This is a genomic window from Actinacidiphila polyblastidii (assembly GCF_036353415.1).
Taxonomy (GTDB): domain Bacteria; phylum Actinomycetota; class Actinomycetes; order Streptomycetales; family Streptomycetaceae; genus Actinacidiphila; species Actinacidiphila polyblastidii.
Map to the genome: position 1 here is coordinate 98,480 of NZ_JAZEWV010000003.1, position 17,444 is coordinate 115,923.

Genomic DNA, 17,444 nt, shown 5'->3' on the forward strand with positions numbered 1-17,444 from the left:
CGTCCCCGCGCCCAGGCGCGTCGTCCCCAGCGCGTTCCCCCGCACGTCCGCACCAGGTTAAGGGGGACGGCGCCACGGTCGCGCCGCCCCCCTCGGGCTGTTACCCGCTTGTGTCGATCACGACCGTTCAGTCACGTGCGGCGGCGCCGGCGCGCCTGCGGCGGTCGGCCACCAGGAAGACGCCCACGCCGGCCGCGACGAGGGCCGCCGCGCCGCCCGCGAGGTAGGGCGTGGACGAACTCGCCCCGGTCTCGGCGAGGTTGCCGGTGTCGCCGACGGTCTGGGCGTGGGTGTCGCCGCCACCGCCGGAGCCGCCGGACGCGGCCGAGCCGCCGGACGCGGCGGAACCAACTGAGCCGGACCCGCCGTTGCCGCCGCCCGAGGTGGAACCACCGCTGCCGGAGCCTCCGTTGCCGCCCCCGGATGCCGAACCGCCGCCGGGGCCGCCGCTGGTGGCGCCTCCGTTGGAGCCGCCCGAAGCCGACCCGCTCGTCGAACCGCCGCCCGAGCCGCCCGAGCCGCCCGAGCCGCCGGTCGAACCGCCCGTCGAACCGCCGGTCGAACCGCCGCTCCTGCGCGGGGTGCGGCAGGTGGCCTGCGCGAGCGTCACGTCCCCGCCGACCTCGGCCACCCCCAGGCTCAGCGGGTTGACGTGCACCGTGAGGTGGAGCGCGGTCGCCGCGGCGGTGTCGGAGGTCAGCACGGTGTGCGTGAGGTCCAGCCCGACCCTGCCGACGCCGGGCACGTCGATCTGCGTGGTGCCGACGGCGGAGAGCGCCACCCGCCGCCCGAGCACCGTGACGCCCGCCACCTGCGAGAAGGCGGTGGGCTTGCGCCCCACCCGGCAGGTGGCGCGCGAGGAGATCGCGTCGAGCGTGACCAGGGACAGCAGCGGCAAGCCCGGCAGGTGCAGCCGGGCGTCGGCGACGTCCGCGTACCCCTCGGCCGCGTCCCGGTCCGCGGTGGCGTTCGCGGTGGCGACGGCGGCCCGCAGCAGGTTGACCGGGCGGCCCCCCTCGACGCCGTGGCCGACGGTCACGGTGAGCGCGGTCTCCCGTGCGGAGGCGGGCGCCCGCACGTCGTTCAGCGACGCGTCGACGGGGACGTCGACGGTCCTGTTCAGCACGGAGACGTCGAGCCCGGCGCGCAGCACCGTCGCCGTGGCGGCGCCCGCGCCGGAGGTGTGCGCCGGCGCGGCGGGGGTCGCCTGGGCGATCGGCGCGACCGTCGCGGCGCCCGCCGCGAGGGCGACGCCGGCGCCGATCGCGATGGCCGAACGATGCGCGCTGACAAGGGAGTTGAGAGTGCGGTACACGGTTGGGAACACCCCTGGGGATGGCATGGCGTCCCCGGCGCGCGCTGATCTGGGGACAGCCGCCAGGGACCTGGACCCGGCCATATTTACGCACTGTGGGTGAAGTAGCGGCTACACGGCGCTAGTTCACCCGTAAGCGTGGTTTCCGCCCCCGGGTTCGAATGGCTTCGCACGGCCGTTCCCCCGACGCGGCCCGCGCTCGGCGCCCGGCGCCCGGCGCTGCGCGCGGGGTCGGGTGGGCGCGGCCGGCCACCGGCCGGCGGGGTGGTCAGCGGTGCAGCGCGGCGCCGAGCGCGCTGAGCGCGCGGTGGACGGCGTCCGGGGAGGCCGCGGGCCCGTAGTGGTTGATGCGGAGCATCTCCGCGGCGAGGGCGCCGCCGCCCGGGGCGAGCGGGGCGCCGGGGTCGGCCGCGAGCGCGGCCGACACCAGCTCGCCCGCGTGCAGCCCCGCGGGAGTGCGGACGGTGGTGGCGACCGGCGCGGCCCACCGCGCCTCCAGCACGTACGGCGTGAGCCCGAGATCGAGGACGCCCTCGCGGGATGCCGCCGCCGCGGCCGCATGCCGCGCGGCGACCGCCGCAGCCCCCTGCGCCTCGATCCGTGCCAGGCAGGCGTCCAGCGCCAGCATCTCCAGCTGGGCGGGCGCGTGCGGCAGCGCCTGCCGCCCCGCGTCGATCCAGCGTTCCTTCCAGTCCAGCAGCGAGAGGTACGAGCGGCGCGGCGCCGCCGGGTTGCCCGCGATGCGCTGCCACGCCCGCTCGCTCACCGCGACCGCGGAGACCCCCGCCGGCCCGCCCATCGCCTTCTGCGCGCCGATGACGCACAGGTCGACGCCCCAGGCGTCCGGCAGCAGCGGTTCCGCGCCCACGGACGCCACCGCGTCGAGCATGAAGAGCGCGCCGTGCGCGGCGACGACCTCGCCGATCTCGGCGACCGGGTTGGTGTTGCCGGTCGCCGCCTCGGCGTGCACCAGGGACACGAAGTCGATCTCGGGGTGCTCCGCGAGCGCCTGGGCGACCTGCTCCGCGCCGACCGCCGAGTCGAACGGCACGGTGAGGTCGACCACCTCGGCCCCGGCGTCGCGCAGCCAGCCGCCGAAGGTGCTTCCGTACGGGCCGGTCACGACGTTCAGCGCGGCGCGGCCGGGCCGTGCCGCGGCGCGGATGCAGCCCTCCAGCGGCAGCAGCGCCTCGCCCTGGGCGATCACCACGTCGTGCCGCGTGGACAGCAGGGCGGCCACCCGGCGCTCGATCGCCGCGAACCGCGCGGCGGTCAGCGGCGGCAGGTCGAGCAGCGGGTGCGGTCCCGCCGACGGCGGGTACGGGGCCGACGGATCGGACGGCTCCGGCAGGCGGGACCCGGCGGGCCGGGCAGGCTCGGCTGACACGTGCAGCGCTCCTCGCGGAAGATCAGGACCGTACGGGCCGAGCGTAGCCGCCGCCTCGTACAGTTCCGTGCATGGCTGAACGCGAGGCGGAACGCGGGGCTCGACGCATGGCGAAGCAGGACGTGCTGCACATCAGGGGACGGATGCTGGGCGGGCCCGGCGAGGCGGACGTGACCGACGAGCTGTGGGTCGTCGGCGGCCGGATCACGTTCACCCGGCCTGCCGCGGCCGCCGCCACGACGCTGACCGGCTGGGTGCTGCCGGGCCTGGTCGACGCCCACTGCCACGTGGGCCTGGACGCGCACGGCGCGGTCGACCGGGACACCGCGGAGCGGCAGGCGCTGACCGACCGCGACGCCGGCACCCTGCTGGCGCGCGACGCGGGCTCGCCCAGCGACACCCGCTGGATCGACGACCGGGCCGACCTGCCGAAGATCATCAGGGCCGGCCGCCACATCGCCCGCACCCGCCGCTACATCCGCAACTACGCGTACGAGATCGAGCCCGGCGATCTCACCGCCTACGTGCGGCAGGAGGCCCGCAGGGGCGACGGCTGGGTGAAGCTGGTCGGCGACTGGATCGACCGCGAGGCCGGCGACCTGGCACCCTGCTGGCCGCGGGACGCCGTGGCCGAGGCGATCGCCGCGGCGCACCAGGAGGGCGCCCGGGTCACCGCGCACTGCTTCGCCGAGGACTCGCTCGCCGACCTGGTGCTGGCCGGCATCGACTGCGTCGAGCACGCCACCGGGCTGACCGAGGAGACCATCCCGCTCTTCGTCGAGCACGGCGTGGCCATCGTGCCGACGCTCGTCAACATCGCGACCTTCCCGCGGCTGGCGGCCGGCGGCGAGGCCCGGTTCCCGCGCTGGGCCGACCATCTGCGGCGGCTGCACGCCCGCCGCCACGCCACCGTCCGCGACGCTTACGACGCCGGCATCGCGGTCTACGCGGGCACGGACGCGGGCGGCGGCCTCGCGCACGGCCTGATCGCCGCCGAGGTCGAGGAGCTGGTGCGGGCCGGGCTGCCGGTCGGCGCGGCGCTCTCGGCGGCCACCTGGGACGCCCGGCGCTGGCTCGGCCGCGAAGGACTCACCGAGGGCGCCCCGGCCGACCTCGTGCTCTACGACGCCGACCCCCGCGAGGACGTCCGCGTCCTGGCCGCGCCCCGCCGCATCGTGCTGCGCGGCACGATCGTCGCCTGAAGCCCGCCGCCTGACCCGCCGATCCGTCCTCGTCGCCAGACCCCGCAGCCTGAACGAGGCACCACCCCTGCGGGCCCGGTGACCGGGTGGGGACCGCGGCGCGATGGCAGGGTGGGCGGATGGGATTCCAGGTGCGGCGGGTGTACGAGGCGGCGCAGGAGGCGGACGGGGTGCGCGTGCTGGTGGATCGGCTGTGGCCGCGCGGGCTGGCGAAGGCGCGCGCCGCGGTGGACGAGTGGCCGAAGGAGCTGACCCCCAGCGGGGAGCTGCGGACGTGGTTCCACGCGCATCCGGAGGAGCACGGGGAGTTCGAGCGCCGGTACCGCGCCGAGCTGGCGGCGCCGGAGCTGGCGGAGCCGCTCCGGCGCCTGCGCGGTCTCGCCGCGCACCGCACGGTCACGCTGCTGACCGCGGTGAAGGACCCGGACCGCAGCCATGTGCCGGTGCTGCTGGGCCGGCTGTCGGCCTGAGTCCCTCCCGAGCCCGCGCCGCGTGGGCCCTACCGCACGCCGTCCACCCGGCGGGGGACGCCGAGCGGGTTGGCGTCGCGCAGTTCGAGGGGGAGCAGCGCCTGCGGGGTGTCCTGGTAGGCGACCGGGCGCAGCCAGCGCTCGATGGCGGTGGCGCCGACCGAGGTGGACGTGGAGGTGGTGGCCGGGTAGGGGCCGCCGTGGTGCTGGGCGGGGGCGACCGCGACGCCGGTGGGCCAGCCGTTGACCAGGACCCGGCCGGCGAGCGCGCTGAGCCGGGTGAGGAGCGCGGCGGCCGTGCCGCCGTCCTGCGCGGCCTCGTCCGCGCCGAGGTGCGCGGTCGCGGTGAGGTTGCCGGGCAGCCGGTCGAGGACGGCGGCCAGCTCGGCGTCGCCCGCGTAGCGCACGACCACGGTGAGCGGGCCGAAGCACTCCTCCAGCAGCAGGTCGTAGGCGCCGGCGCCGGCGAGGTCGCGGGCCTCGGCGACCAGGTAGCCGGGGCGGACCGTGCGGCCGGCCTCGTCGTCGCCCTCGCCGGGGCCGACCGGGACGCTGACACCGGGCAGTGCGGCGCGGGCCGCGACGCCCTTGAGGAAGTTCTCGCGCATGCGGCCGTCGAGCAGCACGCCGGGCCGCGCCTCGGCGGCCGCGCCGGTGAGCGCGGCGACGAGCCGGTCGCCGTCGTCCCCGGCCGGGGCGAGCACCAGACCGGGCTTGGTGCAGAACTGGCCGTTGCCGAGGGTGAAGGACCCGGCGAGCCCGGCGCCGATCTGCTCGGCCCGCTCGGCGGCGGCGGCCGCCGTGACGACGACCGGGTTGAGGCTGCCCAGCTCGCCGTGGAAGGGGATCGGGCGGGGGCGGGCGGCGGCCGCGTCGAACAGCGCCCGGCCGCCGGGGATCGAGCCGGTGAACCCGGCCGCGGCCACCAGCGGGTGGGAGACCAGGGCGACGCCGGCCTCGAAGCCGTGCACGAGCACCACCGTGTCGGCGGGCAGTCCCGCCTCGACGGCGGCGCGGCGCAGCAGTTCGGCGCAGAGCGCGGAGGTGGCCGGGTGGTCGGGGTGCGCCTTGACGACGACAGGGCAGCCCGCGGCGAGCGCGCTGGCGGTGTCGCCGCCGGGCACCGAGAAGGCCAGCGGGAAGTTGCTCGCCGCGTAGACCGCGACGACGCCCAGCGGGATCTTGTAGCGGCGCAGGTCGGGGCGGGGGATCGGCTGCGCGGCGGGGTCGGCGTGGTCGATGATCACGTCGAGGAAGCCGCCCTCGTCGACGACGTCGGCGAAGGCCCGCAACTGGTAGGCGGTACGGGCCAGCTCGCCGGTCAGCCGGGGCACGCCGAGGGCGGTCTCCGCGTCGGCGGCGGCGATCACCTCGGCGGCGGAGTCTTCCAGCAACCCGGCGGCGCCGCGCAGCAGCCGGGAGCGTACGCTGCGGTCGGCGAGCGCGGGGAGCGCGGCCGCCGCGGCGCGGACCGCGGCGTCGACCTCCCCGGCCGTGGTCTCGGTGCCGACCTCCGCCCGCTGCTTCCCGGTTCGGGGGTCGACGCTCCAGACTGGTACTGCCACCGGAAGAACCTCCATCAATCCGTACCGCACGCCGCAGTTTCCGCCGCCGGGCCTGGGTGTCCCGGACCGGGGTTCTATATACTGAACGGCGTCTTCACATGTGAATCTATGTCGGGGAGCCTACGTCCACGCCTCCCGGCCGAACAAGAGGGGTCTCACGCGATGGCTGCTGCCGAGGGAGCAGGTTCCCAGGTCAAGTCCGCGGTGCGCACGGTGGAACTGCTGGAGTTCTTCGCGAACAGCCCCGGCATGCACAGCCTGGCCACCGTCCAGGAGTCCGTCGGCTACCCCAAGTCCAGCCTGTACATGCTGCTGCGCACCCTGGTCGAGCTGGGCTGGATCGAGACCGACGCGACCGGCACCCGGTACGGCATCGGCGTGCGCGCGCTGCTGGTCGGCACCTCGTACATCGACGGCGACGAGGTGGTGGCCGCCGCCCGGCCCACCCTGGACCGGCTCTCGGACGACACCAGCGAGACCATCCACCTGGCCCGCCTCGACGGCACCAGCGTGGTCTACCTCGCCACCCGGCAGTCGCAGCACTACCTGCGGCCCTTCACCCGGGTCGGCCGCCGGCTGCCCGCGCACTCCACCTCGCTCGGCAAGGCGCTGCTGGCCACGTACACCGACGAGCAGGTGCGCAAGCTGCTGCCGGAGACGCTGGAGCCGCTGACCGAGCACACCCACACCGACCGCGAGAAGCTGATCGAGGAGCTGGCCCAGATCCGCGAGCAGGGCTACGCGGTGGACCGCGAGGAGAACACGCTGGGGCTGCGCTGCTTCGGCATCGCGATCCCCTACCGCACGCCGGCCCGCGACGCGGTGAGCTGCTCGGTGCCGGTGGCCCGGCTCACCCCGGGCCACGAGCAGATGATCAAGGACACGCTGTTCGACGCGCGGGACCGCATGCTGCTCGCCACCCGGCGGCTGTAGCGGTACGCCGCGCTGCGTAGGGTCGCCGGTATGGCGACCTCCGACGAGCACCGCGCGACCGACCGGCCCGACCACCCCGAGCGGGAGGCCCACCCCGAGCGGGAGGCCCACCCCGAGCGGGAGGCCCACCCCGCGGGACCTGACAGCCGGGACCTGCACGCCAGGCGGGCCGCCTCCTTCGGCGCGCAGGCGGCCGCGTACGCCGAGCACCGCCCCGACTACCCGCGGGCCGCACTGGAGTGGGCGCTGGCGCCCGCGCGCACCGGAGGTCAGGCCACCGCGGGCGCGGCCGTGCTGGACGTGCTGGACCTCGGCGCGGGCACCGGCAAGCTCACCGAGGGTGTGCTGGCGCTCGGCCACCGGGTGACCGCGGTCGAGCCGGAACCGGCGATGCTGGCCCAACTGCGCGCGCGGTTCCCCGCGGCGACCGCCCTGGCGGGCGGCGCCGAGCGGATTCCGCTGCCGGACGCCTCGGTGGACGCGGTGGTCGTCGGGCAGGCGTTCCACTGGTTCGACCAGGACCTGGCGCTGCCGGAGATCGCCCGGGTGCTGCGGCCCGGCGGCGTGCTGGGCGCGCTGTGGAACAGCGACGACGACCGGGTGGAGTGGATCGCCGAGCTGGGCCGGGTGTCGGGCAGCCGGGTGTCGTACCGCGACTGGTCGGACACCAGGGGCGTCAGGGCGCACCCCTGCTTCTCCCCGGTGGCGACCGAGGACTTCCCGCACGCCCAGCCGCGCACCGTGGACTCCCTGGTGGCGACCGTCGCCACGCACTCCCGCCTGCTGGTGCGGGAGCCGGCCGACCGCGACGAGGTCCTCGGCCGGGTCCGCGCGCTGCTGGAGTCGCGCCCCGAGACCTCGCACGGCCCCTTCGACCTCCGCCTCGTCACCCGCGTCCAGCGCTGCGTGCGCACCGCCGGCCGACCCGGCTGACACCCCGTCCGGCGCCGCTCGCGCCGGAGCCGTGCCGCGGGCCCATGCCACTGGTACGGGCCCGCGGCGCCGCGGTCACCGCAGGTGACAGCCCGTGGGACGGCTCCCGGATTCACCCGCTCCCGACCTCTGCCCATGGGTTCACGGCGCTGCTACGCTCGCGCCGCGCCGTGGCCGGAGACCGGGCAGGAAGAGGTGACCGTGGGGACAGCCGTCGACGACGATGCCGCCGCGTTCCACGCGTTCTTCGAACGGCACTACGACGAACTGGCCCGCCTCGCGGCCTTGTTGACCGGAGAGGCGGACGCGGCGGACGACCTCGCGGCGGACGCGCTGGTGGCGATGTGGCGCCGCTGGGACCGGGTGCGCGCCGCGGAGCACCCCGTCGCCTACGCACGCGGGGTGGTGGCCAACCTGGCGCGCTCCAGGATCCGCAGCGCGGTGCGCGAGCGGCGGCGGGTGGCGCTGTTCTGGTCCCAGCGCAGCGAGCGGGTCGAGGACCCGGACGTGCCCGCGGTGCTCGACCTGCGCGAGGCGCTGCAGCGGCTGCCGTTCCGCAAGCGGGCCTGCGTGGTGCTGCGGCACGCCTTCGACCTGTCGGAACGGGACACCGCCGCGGCGCTCGGCATCTCGGTGGGTACGGTGAAGAGCCAGACGTCGCGCGGAGTCGCCGAACTCGAACGGCTGCTCGCGCCGCGCCCCGCGGGAGCCGGCACGGCTCCGGCGGGGCCCGACCCGGATCAGGCCGGTCCGGCGCGCATCCTGGGCTCGCCCGCTCCCCCGGCGCGCGCCCGTACTCGTACCGGACGGGGAGTGTGATGGCCGAACTGCCGGAGCGGCTGCACGAGGCGGCCGACGCGCACCGGCCGGACCGGGACCGCATCCTCGCCCGGGTGGAGCGCGCGATGGCCGCGCCGGCCACGCCCGCCGGGCGGCGCCGCGCGGACGCGCCCGCGCCCTGGATGCGGGTGGCGGCGGTAACCGCCGCGGTGGCCGGCGCGATCGGCCTGGGCGGCCTGGCCGTCGGCGCGGTCACCGGCGGCGCCGCGCCGGGCCCCGGCGCGGTGACGGCGGGCAGCAGCAGCGCGCCCAGCCCGTCCCGGGCGCCCGACTCCGGCCGGGCGCCGGGGACTTCGGGCGGCGGCACCTCGGGCGACGGCAGCAGCCGGTCCCCGGCGACCGGATCGCCGCGCACCACCCGGCCCGGCCACCGCGCCGCGCCGACGCAACGTTCGGCGCCCCCGGCCGGCGGTTCCACCGCGGTCGCGACGCCGACCGGCTCGGCGCAGGGCACCGCCCCCGGCGCGCCGCCGCCCGACGGCACGGAGCGGGACAACGGCGTGTCCGCGACGGGCACCGTGGACGGCAGCAGCAACCAGTTCTGGACGCAGAGCGACGTGACGCTGACCACCGACCGGTCGCTGACCTCGCTCGCGGTGGAGCTGCGGGTGGCCAGGACGCCCGGGGTGGCGAGCACCGGCTCGTACGACTCGGTGTCCGGGCAGACCACCGTGGCGATCACCGTGCAGGGCGACTTCCTGGTCTACCGCTGGGCGCTGAACCCGGGTCAGACGCTGGCAGCCGGCACGTACGTCTTCGCCGGGCAGTTCCAGCACGACGGCGGCGACCGGGACGCCGGCGGCGACGGCTACACGGTCGCCGCCGACGGTCCTGGCGGCGCGGCGGCGGTCGCCGGACGGTACTGAACGCGGGGCCGCGAACGGGCCGCCGGCAGCCGCGCACGCCGGTCCTGAGATCCGGTGGCGTCCGGGGTATGGACCCCGCAGGTCACCTCCCGGAAATATTCGCGTCATCACGGCAACCTCCTGCGCCCCGGTGGCGACTTGGGTGTGCACGACCCTCCCGCCTCACGGCGGGCGCAGCTCCGGAGCGCGGCGGTACCCCCATGATCGCCGCGCTCCGGGAACCACCCGCGGCAGCCGCCCCCCGGCGGCCCCGCGCGCATCGCGCTCAGATCACCGGGCGTACCCCGGTCAGAGCGCCGCCAGCGCCGCGCGGACCAGGTTCAGGTCGGCGTCCGAGGCGAGTCCCGCGTGGTACAGCCGCAGTTCCGTCGCGCCGAGCGAGACGGCGTGGGCGGCGTCCTCGGCGAGCGTGCCGGGGCTGCCGCCCATACCGGCGACGACGGTGAGGTTCGCGGCCAGCACGGTGTGCTCGCGGGCGTGCGGGGCGGCCGGCCCGAGCATCGCGGCGCGCGCCTGCGGGCCTCCGGTGCAGGGCAGCACCAGGCCGTCGGCGACACCGAGGATGTGCGCGGGGTCCACCCCGGCGTTGGCCCCGCAGCGGTACGCGACCGGATCGGCGTGCAGCAGCACCTGGAAGCCGGGCGCGGCGGCCGCCCGTACCGCGGCCACCGCCTGCTCCTGGAGCGAACCGGACTGCTCACGCCGCCAGTTCAGGGTGGCCGCGGCCGACGCCGGGTCGCCGAGCAGCGCGGCGATCGCTGCCTCGCCGGTCGGCTGCGCCGGGTCGCCGTCCTGCCCGGCGCCCTCGGACCAGGTGCCGCGCAGTGCGCGGCGGACGGCGGCGGCCAGGCCGTCCGGGTCGGCGCCGTGGGCCGCGTACCCCTCCCGGCAGTGCGGGCAGAAGCACAGCGACATCAGGTACTGGGCGGCGTCGCCGAGCGCGATCCCGCCGATCTTGTCGTGCGCGTGCAGGTGGGCCAGCCCGTACCAGCCGAGCGACTCCAGCTCCGCGCCGCCGGCGCCGGGCCGGGCGGCGGCCTCCGCGGCCAGCTCCAGCAGGTATCCGCGGACCGCGGGCTGGGCGATGCAGGGCGCCCACGGGTAGCGGTCGCCGTAGGCGTTGACGACGCTGGTGTCCGGATGCTCCGCGCCCAGCCGGGAGTTGTGCGCGAGCACCACCCAGGTGTGCACGTCGAGCCCGGCTGCGGCGAGCGCGCCGGCGGCCTCGGCCCAGGCGTCGCCGGCCGCCCAGGCGCCGGCTGGGTGCGGCCGCAACACCCGCCCCCGCCAGCGCTGTTCGTCCGGCGGGTAGAGCACGGCGGCGTACTGCGCGGTGACGATCCGGTGCCCGGGGTGGCGGGGGGTCAGCGCCCGGGTGGAGTGGTAGGCGGAGGCGAGGGTGACCTGCTGGACGCCGAGGGCGGCGACGCGCTCGGCGGCGGCCGGGTCGCCGACGACGTCCCACGGGTAGAGGAAGGCGGAGGTCCTCATCGTCGGTGTCCGCCCGGTCAGTTGTCGCCGAGCAGGGCGAGGCCGTGCTCGATCAGCTCGGACAGCTCCTTGACGTGCGCGGAGGCCGGCTCCGACAGCGGCGGCCGCACCTCGCCGACGTCCAGGCCGCGCAGCCGCACCCCCGCCTTGACCAGCGAGACGGCGTAACCGCGGCCCTGGTTGCGGAGGTTGACCAGCGGGCGGTAGAAGCCGTCGAGCAGCCGGCCGACCGTCGCGTCGTCGCCCGAGGCGAGCGCGGCGTGGAAGGCGAGCGCAATCTCGGGCGAGAAGGCGAAGACGGCGGAGGAGTAGAGGGTGACGCCGATGCCCCGGTAGGCGAGGCCGGTGAGTTCGGCGGTGGGCAGGCCGTTGAAGTACAGGAAGTCGCTGCCGGGCAGTTCGGAGCGGACCGTGCTGATGATGCGCTGCATCAGGTCGAGGTCGCCGAGGCCGTCCTTGAGGCCGATGATGTTGGGCACCTGGGCGAGTTGGACGACGGTCTCCGGGGCGAACACCGCGTTGTCGCGCTGGTAGACGATGACGTCGAGGGCGGTGCCCTCGGCGAGCGCGGTGTAGTGCCGGAGCAGGCCCTCCTGGTCGGCGACCACGAGGTACGGCGGCATCGCCAGCAGGCCGTCGGCGCCGGCGTCCTCGGCGATCCTCGCGTACCGCAGGGCGAGCGCGGTCCCGTAGCCCGCGCCCGCCACGACCGGGACCCGGCCGGCGCTCTCCTCGACGGCGGCGGCCACGCACGCGCCGAACTCCTCGGGGGACAGCGCGTGGAACTCACCCGTGCCGCAGCAGGCGAAGACGGCCGCCGCCCCGGCGTCCACTCCCGCGCGCACGTGGGCGCGGAAGGCGTCGAGGTCGAGGCCGCCGTCCGGGCCGAAGGCGGTCACGGGGAAGAACAGCAGGCCGTCGAGACGCTCGGCGAGGGCGGGTGAGGTCATCGGGGTCCCCCCAGAGGGTGTGCGCTCATCTGATTCACGTCCATATTCATGAACGCTGCCACGCTAGGCGAGACTCCCGGCGCGGGTCAAGCCGACGGGCCAGGTCAACAGCCCTGTCGACCCTGCCACCACCGTCCACGTACATGAACCCCAGCCATGGATATACTCCCTCGGGTCATCCGCTCCCGAGGAGGCCCCGCCATGCCAGCTCCCCGCACCGTCCTGCTCACCGGCGCAGCCGGCGGCGTCGGCACCCTGATGCGCGACCTGCTCCCGCCCTACGGCTACGACCTGCGGCTCCTCGACGTCAAGCCGGTCACCGGCGACACCGGTGGCGCCGAGGTGATCACCGCGGACCTCGCCGACCGGGCGGCGCTGCGCGAGGCGGTCCGCGGCGTCGACGCGGTGCTGCACCTCGCCGGCATCTCGCTGGAGTCCACCTTCGACAAGATCCTGCGCGCCAACATCGAGGGCACCCACCACCTGTACGAGGCGGTCCGCGAGGAGGGCGTGCGCCGGGTGGTCTTCGCCTCCAGCAACCACGCCGTCGGCTTCACCCCGCGGCCTCAGGGCGACGACCCGCTCATCCCGATCACCACGCCCCGCCGCCCCGACACCTTCTACGGCCTGTCCAAGTGCTTCGGCGAGGACCTCGCGCAGCTCTACGCGGACCTGCACGGCATCGACACCGTCTCGGTGCGGCTCGGCTCCTGCTTCCCCGAACCGACCACCGTGCGCATGCTGTCGGTCTGGATGAGCCCGGCCGACGGCGCCCGGCTCTTCCACGCGGCGCTGTCCGCGGACGTCACCGGGCACACCGTCGTCTACGGCTCCTCCGCCAACACCCGCCTGTGGTGGGACCTCTCCACCGCGAGGGCGCTGGGCTACGAGCCGCGCGACGACTCCGAGGCCTTCGCGGCCCGTCTCGTCGCCGAGCAGGGCGAACTGGACCCCGCCGACCCGGCGCACGCGAACCTCGGCGGCGCCTTCTGCACCACTCCCCCGATCTGGCCGCACTGACCGGCCCGCCCGCACACCCACCGCGGCGCCGCGATGGCCCCGGTGGGTGTAGGAAGGGGCGGTGGACGCGTACAGAGGAGTGGCCGTGCGGGTGCCGGCCACGGGACAGGCCGCCGCGGCGGTGCTCGTCCTGCACGGCGGGTACGAGCACGGGATCGCCCGCCCCGGACGGCTGAACCCGCCGGCCCGGCGCATGCACCCCTTCATACGGGCGATCGCGGGCGCCGCGCGCGACCGGGACCTGGTGGTCGCGGAGGCGCGCTACCGGCACCGCGGCTGGAACGGCGAGCGCGCCGACACCGCCCGCGACGCCGCGCGGGCACTGGAGGAGTTGGCCGCGCTGACCGGCGGCGCCCCGGTCGTGATGGTCGGCCACTCGATGGGGGCCAGGGCCGCCCTGCGGACCGCGGGGACGCCGACGGTGGCCGGCGTGGTCGCCCTCGCCGCCTGGTGCCCGCCGGACGAGCCGGTGGCCCATCTCGGCGGCGCGCGGCTGGTCTTCGTGCACGCGCGGGGCGACCGGATCACGTCTCCCGCCGCGTCGCTGGCGATGGCCGGACGGGCCCGCGCGGCCGGCGCGCAGGTGGCCCGCTACGAGTTCCCCCGCGGCGACCACGCCATGCTGCGCGGGGCCGCGCGCTGGCACCGGCTGACCGCCCGCGCCGTCTGCGGCCTGCTCGGATTCGCCCCGCTGCCGTCCGGCGCCGCGCAGTCCTTCGCGCTGCCGGCGGCCTCGGCGGACGGCCTCACTCTTCCGCCCGGGTAATGGAACCGCAAAGCGCGGTCGCTCGTTACGGGGGCATGACCGCAATGACGCCTGGCTCGAATGTGCCTCTTTCCGTGCCCCGGGTGACGGTGGAGGTCGCCGCGCCCGTGCGGCTGGACGTCTCGGGCCTGCTCCTCACCGCCGACGGCAAGGTGCGCTCGGACGACGACTTCGTCTTCTACAACCAGCCGCAGGGCCCGGGGGTGGCGCACCGCTCGGGCGGCGGGGCGGGCCCGGACGCGATCACCGTCGACACCGCGGCGGTGCCGGCGGAGATCGAGAAGATCGTGGTGACCGCGAGCATCGACGGCGGCGCCGCGTTCGCCGGCACGGTGCCGACCGCGACCGTCCGCGGCGCTGACGACGGCGCGGAGATCGCCACCTTCGCGCCGGCCGGGCTCGGCCCGGAGACCGCGCTGATCGTCGTCGAGGTCTACCGCCGCGGCGGCGCCTGGAAGGTGCGCGCCGTCGGCCAGGGGTACGCCGACGGCCTGGCCGGCATCGCCACCGACTTCGGGGTGGCCGTGGACGAGCCGGCCGCGCCCGCCGCCCCGGCCACCCGCGCCGCTCCCCCGGCCGCCCCGGCGCCGCCCTCCGCGCCGCCGCCCTCGGGCCCGGCCGCCACGCACCTGCCGCCGCCGGTCCCGCCGGCGCAGCCCGCCGCGCCGCCCGCGCCGGCCGCCGCGCCCGGCCGGATCAACCTGGACAAGGGCCGGGTCAACCTCCGCAAGAACGAGACGGTCTCGCTGGTCAAGGGCGGCAAGCCGCTGATGTCCTCGGTCCGGATGGGCCTGGGCTGGGAGCCCGCCTTCGGCGGTCGGAACATCGACCTGGACGCCTCGGTCATCGCCTACGGCCCGCAGCGCGAGCCGCTCGCCACCTGCTACTTCGGCAAGCTGATGGTGCTGGACGGCGCGATCCAGCACTCCGGGGACAACCTGACCGGCAAGGGCTCGGGCGACGACGAGGCCATCACCGTGCACCTGGGCGGGCTGCCCGCCGAGGTGACCGGGCTGGTCTTCACGGTGAACTCCTACTCCGGGCAGAAGTTCAACAAGGTCGCCAAGGCGTACTGCCGGCTGCTGGACGCCGGAACCGGCGAGGAGCTGGTCCGGTTCGACCTGACGAAGGGCGAGGCCCGCACCGGTGTGCTGATGGCGAAGATGGTCAAGCAGTTCTCCGGCGAGTGGGAGATGACGGCGCTCGGCACGTTCGTGGACTCGCGGACCGCGCGCGGCATGGAGAAGCCCGGCGCCGCCGCGCTCTGAGACAGCCTCCCGGGCGCTGCCGCGCCCGTACCGACCGACGGCCCGACCCCCTTGTGGGGCCGGGCCGTCGGCGTGCCCAGGTGTGCGCTTCACGCGCGCGGCCTCCTGGAATGTCATGTTCACCTAACCTTTACCGCTGACTGTCTACCCGCATAGATCCCGGAGCGGGACGCTGTCCTGGCACCACACGTACCGCCCGGACCCCTAGCCTCGGGAGCGCTCAGTCATGCCCAGAAACCGTCTCCTCCGCCGCCTGTCCGCGGTCGCCGGCTCGGCCCTGCTCGCGATGACGGCGCTGCTCGTCGGCAGCGGCACCGCGCAGGCCGCGCTGCCCACCCCCGTCGCGGCGTCCACCGCCCGCAGCTACCTCGCCGGCATGACCGCCACCGCCGAGACGCACGCCTCGACCTACGACCGCGACCTGTTCCCGACCTGGATCACCATCTCCGGCACCTGCGACACCCGGGAGTACGTGATCAGGCGCGACGGGACCAGCGTGGTGACCGACAGCGCGTGCAAGGCCACCTCGGGCCACTGGACGAGCGCGTACGACAACGCGACCACCACCAACCCGTCGACCTTCGACATCGACCACCTGGTGCCGCTCTCCGAGGCATGGGACTCCGGCGCCTGGGCCTGGACCACCGCGCAGCGCCAGGGCTTCGCCAACGACACCACCCGCCCGCAGCTGATCGCGGTCTCGGCGTCCGCCAACCGCTCCAAGGGCGACGACGACCCGGCGGAGTGGCTGCCGCAGACATCCTTCCAGTGCACCTACGCGCGCGCCTGGGTGCAGGTCAAGCACTACTACGGCCTGACGGTGGACAGCGCGGAGAAGTCGGCGCTGTCGTCGATCCTGAACGGCTGCTGAATCGTTCCGGCCGCCCCGTGGCACGCTCCGGGGCGGCCGGAACCTGGCCGGACGCGTCGGGCTCAGCCCCGCCGCCGCCACGGTCCGGTGATCGCGAGCACGACGCCGGGGGTCCGGATGCCGGCGAACAGCGTCTCCCCGTCGGGCGAGAAGGCCAGCCCGGTGAACGCGCCGTGCTCCGGCCGCCGCGCGGCGCGGGCGTCGAGCCGGCTGCGGGCCAGCGGATGCGTCCGGCCGTCGTCCAGCACACCGAGCAGGTGCGGGACGCCGCCGACGTCCCCCGCCGCGATCAGGCCGCCGAAGGGCGAGACGGTGACGGCGCCGAGGTCCTGCTCCGCCCCCGTGCCGACGTCCAGCAGCACCTTCAGCGTCAGGGTGCGGCGCGAGGGGTTGTAGAACCACACCGCGCCGCCGTGCCCTCCGGGGCTCTCCCCGCGGCCGTGCGACGCCACGACGTACGCGCCGCCGTCCGCCCACCACATGGACGCCTGCGTGCGCGCCCGCGTCACCCGGCCCTCGGGGAACTGCCGGCGCACCGAGGTGCTCCGCGCGTCGCGGTCCGGCACGTCGACCCAGTCCACGCCGTAGACGGTGCCGATCCTGGCGGCGCGCGACAGGTCGGCCACGAAGCGGCCGCCGGAGTCGAAGCAGCGGAACGCCTGGAGCGCGCCCGCGGTGTCGTCCAGCGCGGCCAGCCGGCCGCGGCCGTGCGCGAAACCCTCGGGCGCAGTCCAGCGGTAGAGCAGGCCGTCGGGGGCGGACGCGTCCTCGGTCAGGTAGAGGTGGCCGCGCCCGGGGTCGACCACGACGGCCGCATGGGCGTAACGGCCCAGCGCCTTCAAGGGCTTGGGGTGGCGGTTGGTCAGCCGGTCGTGCGGGTCCACCTCGAAGACGTAGCCGTGGTCCCTGGTCATGCCGCGGACGCCGGCCAGGTCCTCGGTCTCCTCACCGGCCAGCCAGGTGCCCCAAGGCGTCGCGCCGCCCCCGCGGTTGGCGGAGGCGCCGGCGAGGGCGACCCACTCGCGGACGCCCTCGCCGGGCTGCCCGTCGTGCCGGTCCTGCCCGTCGTGCGGCACCTCGACGACCGTGCAGCCGCCGGCCGCGGCGGCGTCGTACACCAGGTCGGCGACCGCCGCCGGGTACGGCCGGTCGGAGCGCGGGCCACCCGGCGCGTGGCCGGCGACCAGCAGCGTCGCCCCGTGCTCGCCGGGGAAGGCGGCGGCGGGGTGCGGCGGGGTGGGCCCGCCGGGCTCCGGCGTGGTCACGGCGGCGCGGGCGACCACCCGGTAGGAGAACCCCGCGGGCAGCGCGAGCAGGCCCGCGGGGTCGTCGACCAGCGGGCCGTACCCGGGTCCGGCGTCACCGTCGCGCCACTCCCCCGGCTCCGGCTCCTGCCGCTCGCCGACCAGGGCGACGCCCGCGCCGCCGGCCGCGGAACGCGGGACGAGGTCTCTGTCGCTGGGCGGCACGGGGGCTCCTTCTGACGCGCGGCTGTTCCCGCCCACCACGGTCCCGCCCGCGGGCCAACTCCCGGTGAACGCCGAGGGACGGATCGAGGGACACGCCT

The 17,444-nt window shown here is 76.1% G+C and carries 16 protein-coding genes; 10 read left to right on the forward strand and 6 right to left on the reverse strand.

What is annotated here, in order from left to right:
- Nucleotides 1–127: 127 nt before the first annotated feature.
- Both V2S66_RS05585 and V2S66_RS05590 read right to left on the reverse strand, forming a co-directional pair.
- Nucleotides 128–1,315 (reverse strand): SCO1860 family LAETG-anchored protein, encoded by a 1,188-nt coding sequence (locus tag V2S66_RS05585; protein ID WP_330793325.1) that lies wholly within the window; start codon nucleotides 1,313–1,315, stop codon nucleotides 128–130.
- A gap of 268 nt (nucleotides 1,316–1,583) precedes the next feature.
- Complete coding sequence (locus tag V2S66_RS05590) at nucleotides 1,584–2,666, reverse strand: pyridoxal-phosphate-dependent aminotransferase family protein (protein ID WP_330793568.1); 1,083 nt, start codon at nucleotides 2,664–2,666, stop codon at nucleotides 1,584–1,586.
- A 143-nt stretch (nucleotides 2,667–2,809) separates the two neighbouring features.
- Here V2S66_RS05590 and V2S66_RS05595 point away from each other — a divergent pair, with 143 nt between their 5' ends.
- Together V2S66_RS05595 and V2S66_RS05600 are read left to right on the forward strand one after the other, a co-directional pair.
- Complete coding sequence (locus tag V2S66_RS05595; RefSeq protein ID WP_330793569.1) at nucleotides 2,810–3,904, forward strand: amidohydrolase family protein; 1,095 nt, start codon at nucleotides 2,810–2,812, stop codon at nucleotides 3,902–3,904.
- Nucleotides 3,905–4,023: 119 nt separating this feature from the next.
- Entirely contained in the window at nucleotides 4,024–4,374 is a 351-nt protein-coding gene (locus tag V2S66_RS05600; RefSeq protein ID WP_330793327.1) for a DUF488 domain-containing protein, read from the forward strand.
- Nucleotides 4,375–4,403: 29 nt separating this feature from the next.
- On the opposite strand, the gene V2S66_RS05605 is transcribed toward V2S66_RS05600, so the two are convergent.
- Nucleotides 4,404–5,954, reverse strand: coding sequence for an aldehyde dehydrogenase (NADP(+)) (locus tag V2S66_RS05605; protein ID WP_330793328.1), 1,551 nt, complete (start codon nucleotides 5,952–5,954; stop codon nucleotides 4,404–4,406).
- Between the two features lie 147 nt (nucleotides 5,955–6,101).
- Here V2S66_RS05605 and V2S66_RS05610 point away from each other — a divergent pair, with 147 nt between their 5' ends.
- The 4 genes from V2S66_RS05610 (at nucleotide 6,102) to V2S66_RS05625 (ending at nucleotide 9,511) form a co-directional block, all read left to right on the forward strand.
- On the forward strand, nucleotides 6,102–6,872 hold the full coding sequence (locus tag V2S66_RS05610) for an IclR family transcriptional regulator (protein WP_330793329.1): 771 nt from the start codon (nucleotides 6,102–6,104) through the stop codon (nucleotides 6,870–6,872).
- A 30-nt stretch (nucleotides 6,873–6,902) separates the two neighbouring features.
- Nucleotides 6,903–7,805 carry a class I SAM-dependent methyltransferase gene (locus V2S66_RS05615; RefSeq protein ID WP_330793330.1) on the forward strand — a complete coding sequence of 301 codons (903 nt, stop codon included), beginning with the start codon at nucleotides 6,903–6,905 and terminating at the stop codon, nucleotides 7,803–7,805.
- 201 nt (nucleotides 7,806–8,006) lie between these two features.
- Nucleotides 8,007–8,624: a SigE family RNA polymerase sigma factor gene (locus V2S66_RS05620; RefSeq protein WP_330793331.1), complete on the forward strand. Its 618-nt coding sequence runs from the start codon at nucleotides 8,007–8,009 to the stop codon at nucleotides 8,622–8,624.
- Nucleotides 8,624–9,511 carry a hypothetical protein gene (locus V2S66_RS05625; RefSeq protein WP_330793333.1) on the forward strand — a complete coding sequence of 296 codons (888 nt, stop codon included), beginning with the start codon at nucleotides 8,624–8,626 and terminating at the stop codon, nucleotides 9,509–9,511. The genes V2S66_RS05620 and V2S66_RS05625 overlap by 1 nt, the downstream gene beginning before the upstream one ends.
- 288 nt (nucleotides 9,512–9,799) lie before the next feature.
- Here V2S66_RS05625 and V2S66_RS05630 read toward each other — a convergent pair whose 3' ends face one another.
- On the reverse strand, nucleotides 9,800–11,002 hold the full coding sequence (locus V2S66_RS05630) for a hypothetical protein (protein ID WP_330793334.1): 1,203 nt from the start codon (nucleotides 11,000–11,002) through the stop codon (nucleotides 9,800–9,802).
- Between the two features lie 17 nt (nucleotides 11,003–11,019).
- Nucleotides 11,020–11,952 (reverse strand): 5-dehydro-4-deoxyglucarate dehydratase, encoded by a 933-nt coding sequence (locus V2S66_RS05635; protein ID WP_330793336.1) that lies wholly within the window; start codon nucleotides 11,950–11,952, stop codon nucleotides 11,020–11,022.
- 201 nt (nucleotides 11,953–12,153) lie between these two features.
- On the opposite strand from V2S66_RS05635, the gene V2S66_RS05640 reads away from it, so the two are divergent.
- From V2S66_RS05640 to V2S66_RS05655, 4 genes are all read left to right on the forward strand, one after another.
- Nucleotides 12,154–12,972 (forward strand): NAD-dependent epimerase/dehydratase family protein, encoded by an 819-nt coding sequence (locus V2S66_RS05640; RefSeq protein ID WP_330793337.1) that lies wholly within the window; start codon nucleotides 12,154–12,156, stop codon nucleotides 12,970–12,972.
- A 61-nt stretch (nucleotides 12,973–13,033) separates the two neighbouring features.
- Nucleotides 13,034–13,738 carry an alpha/beta fold hydrolase gene (locus V2S66_RS05645; protein ID WP_330793338.1) on the forward strand — a complete coding sequence of 235 codons (705 nt, stop codon included), beginning with the start codon at nucleotides 13,034–13,036 and terminating at the stop codon, nucleotides 13,736–13,738.
- 44 nt (nucleotides 13,739–13,782) lie between these two features.
- Nucleotides 13,783–15,006, forward strand: coding sequence for a TerD family protein (locus V2S66_RS05650; RefSeq protein WP_330793339.1), 1,224 nt, complete (start codon nucleotides 13,783–13,785; stop codon nucleotides 15,004–15,006).
- 226 nt (nucleotides 15,007–15,232) lie between these two features.
- Complete coding sequence (locus V2S66_RS05655) at nucleotides 15,233–15,877, forward strand: HNH endonuclease family protein (protein WP_330793341.1); 645 nt, start codon at nucleotides 15,233–15,235, stop codon at nucleotides 15,875–15,877.
- 62 nt (nucleotides 15,878–15,939) lie between these two features.
- On the opposite strand, the gene V2S66_RS05660 is transcribed toward V2S66_RS05655, so the two are convergent.
- Complete coding sequence (locus V2S66_RS05660) at nucleotides 15,940–17,346, reverse strand: alkaline phosphatase PhoX (protein WP_413966302.1); 1,407 nt, start codon at nucleotides 17,344–17,346, stop codon at nucleotides 15,940–15,942.
- Nucleotides 17,347–17,444: the final 98 nt, after the last annotated feature.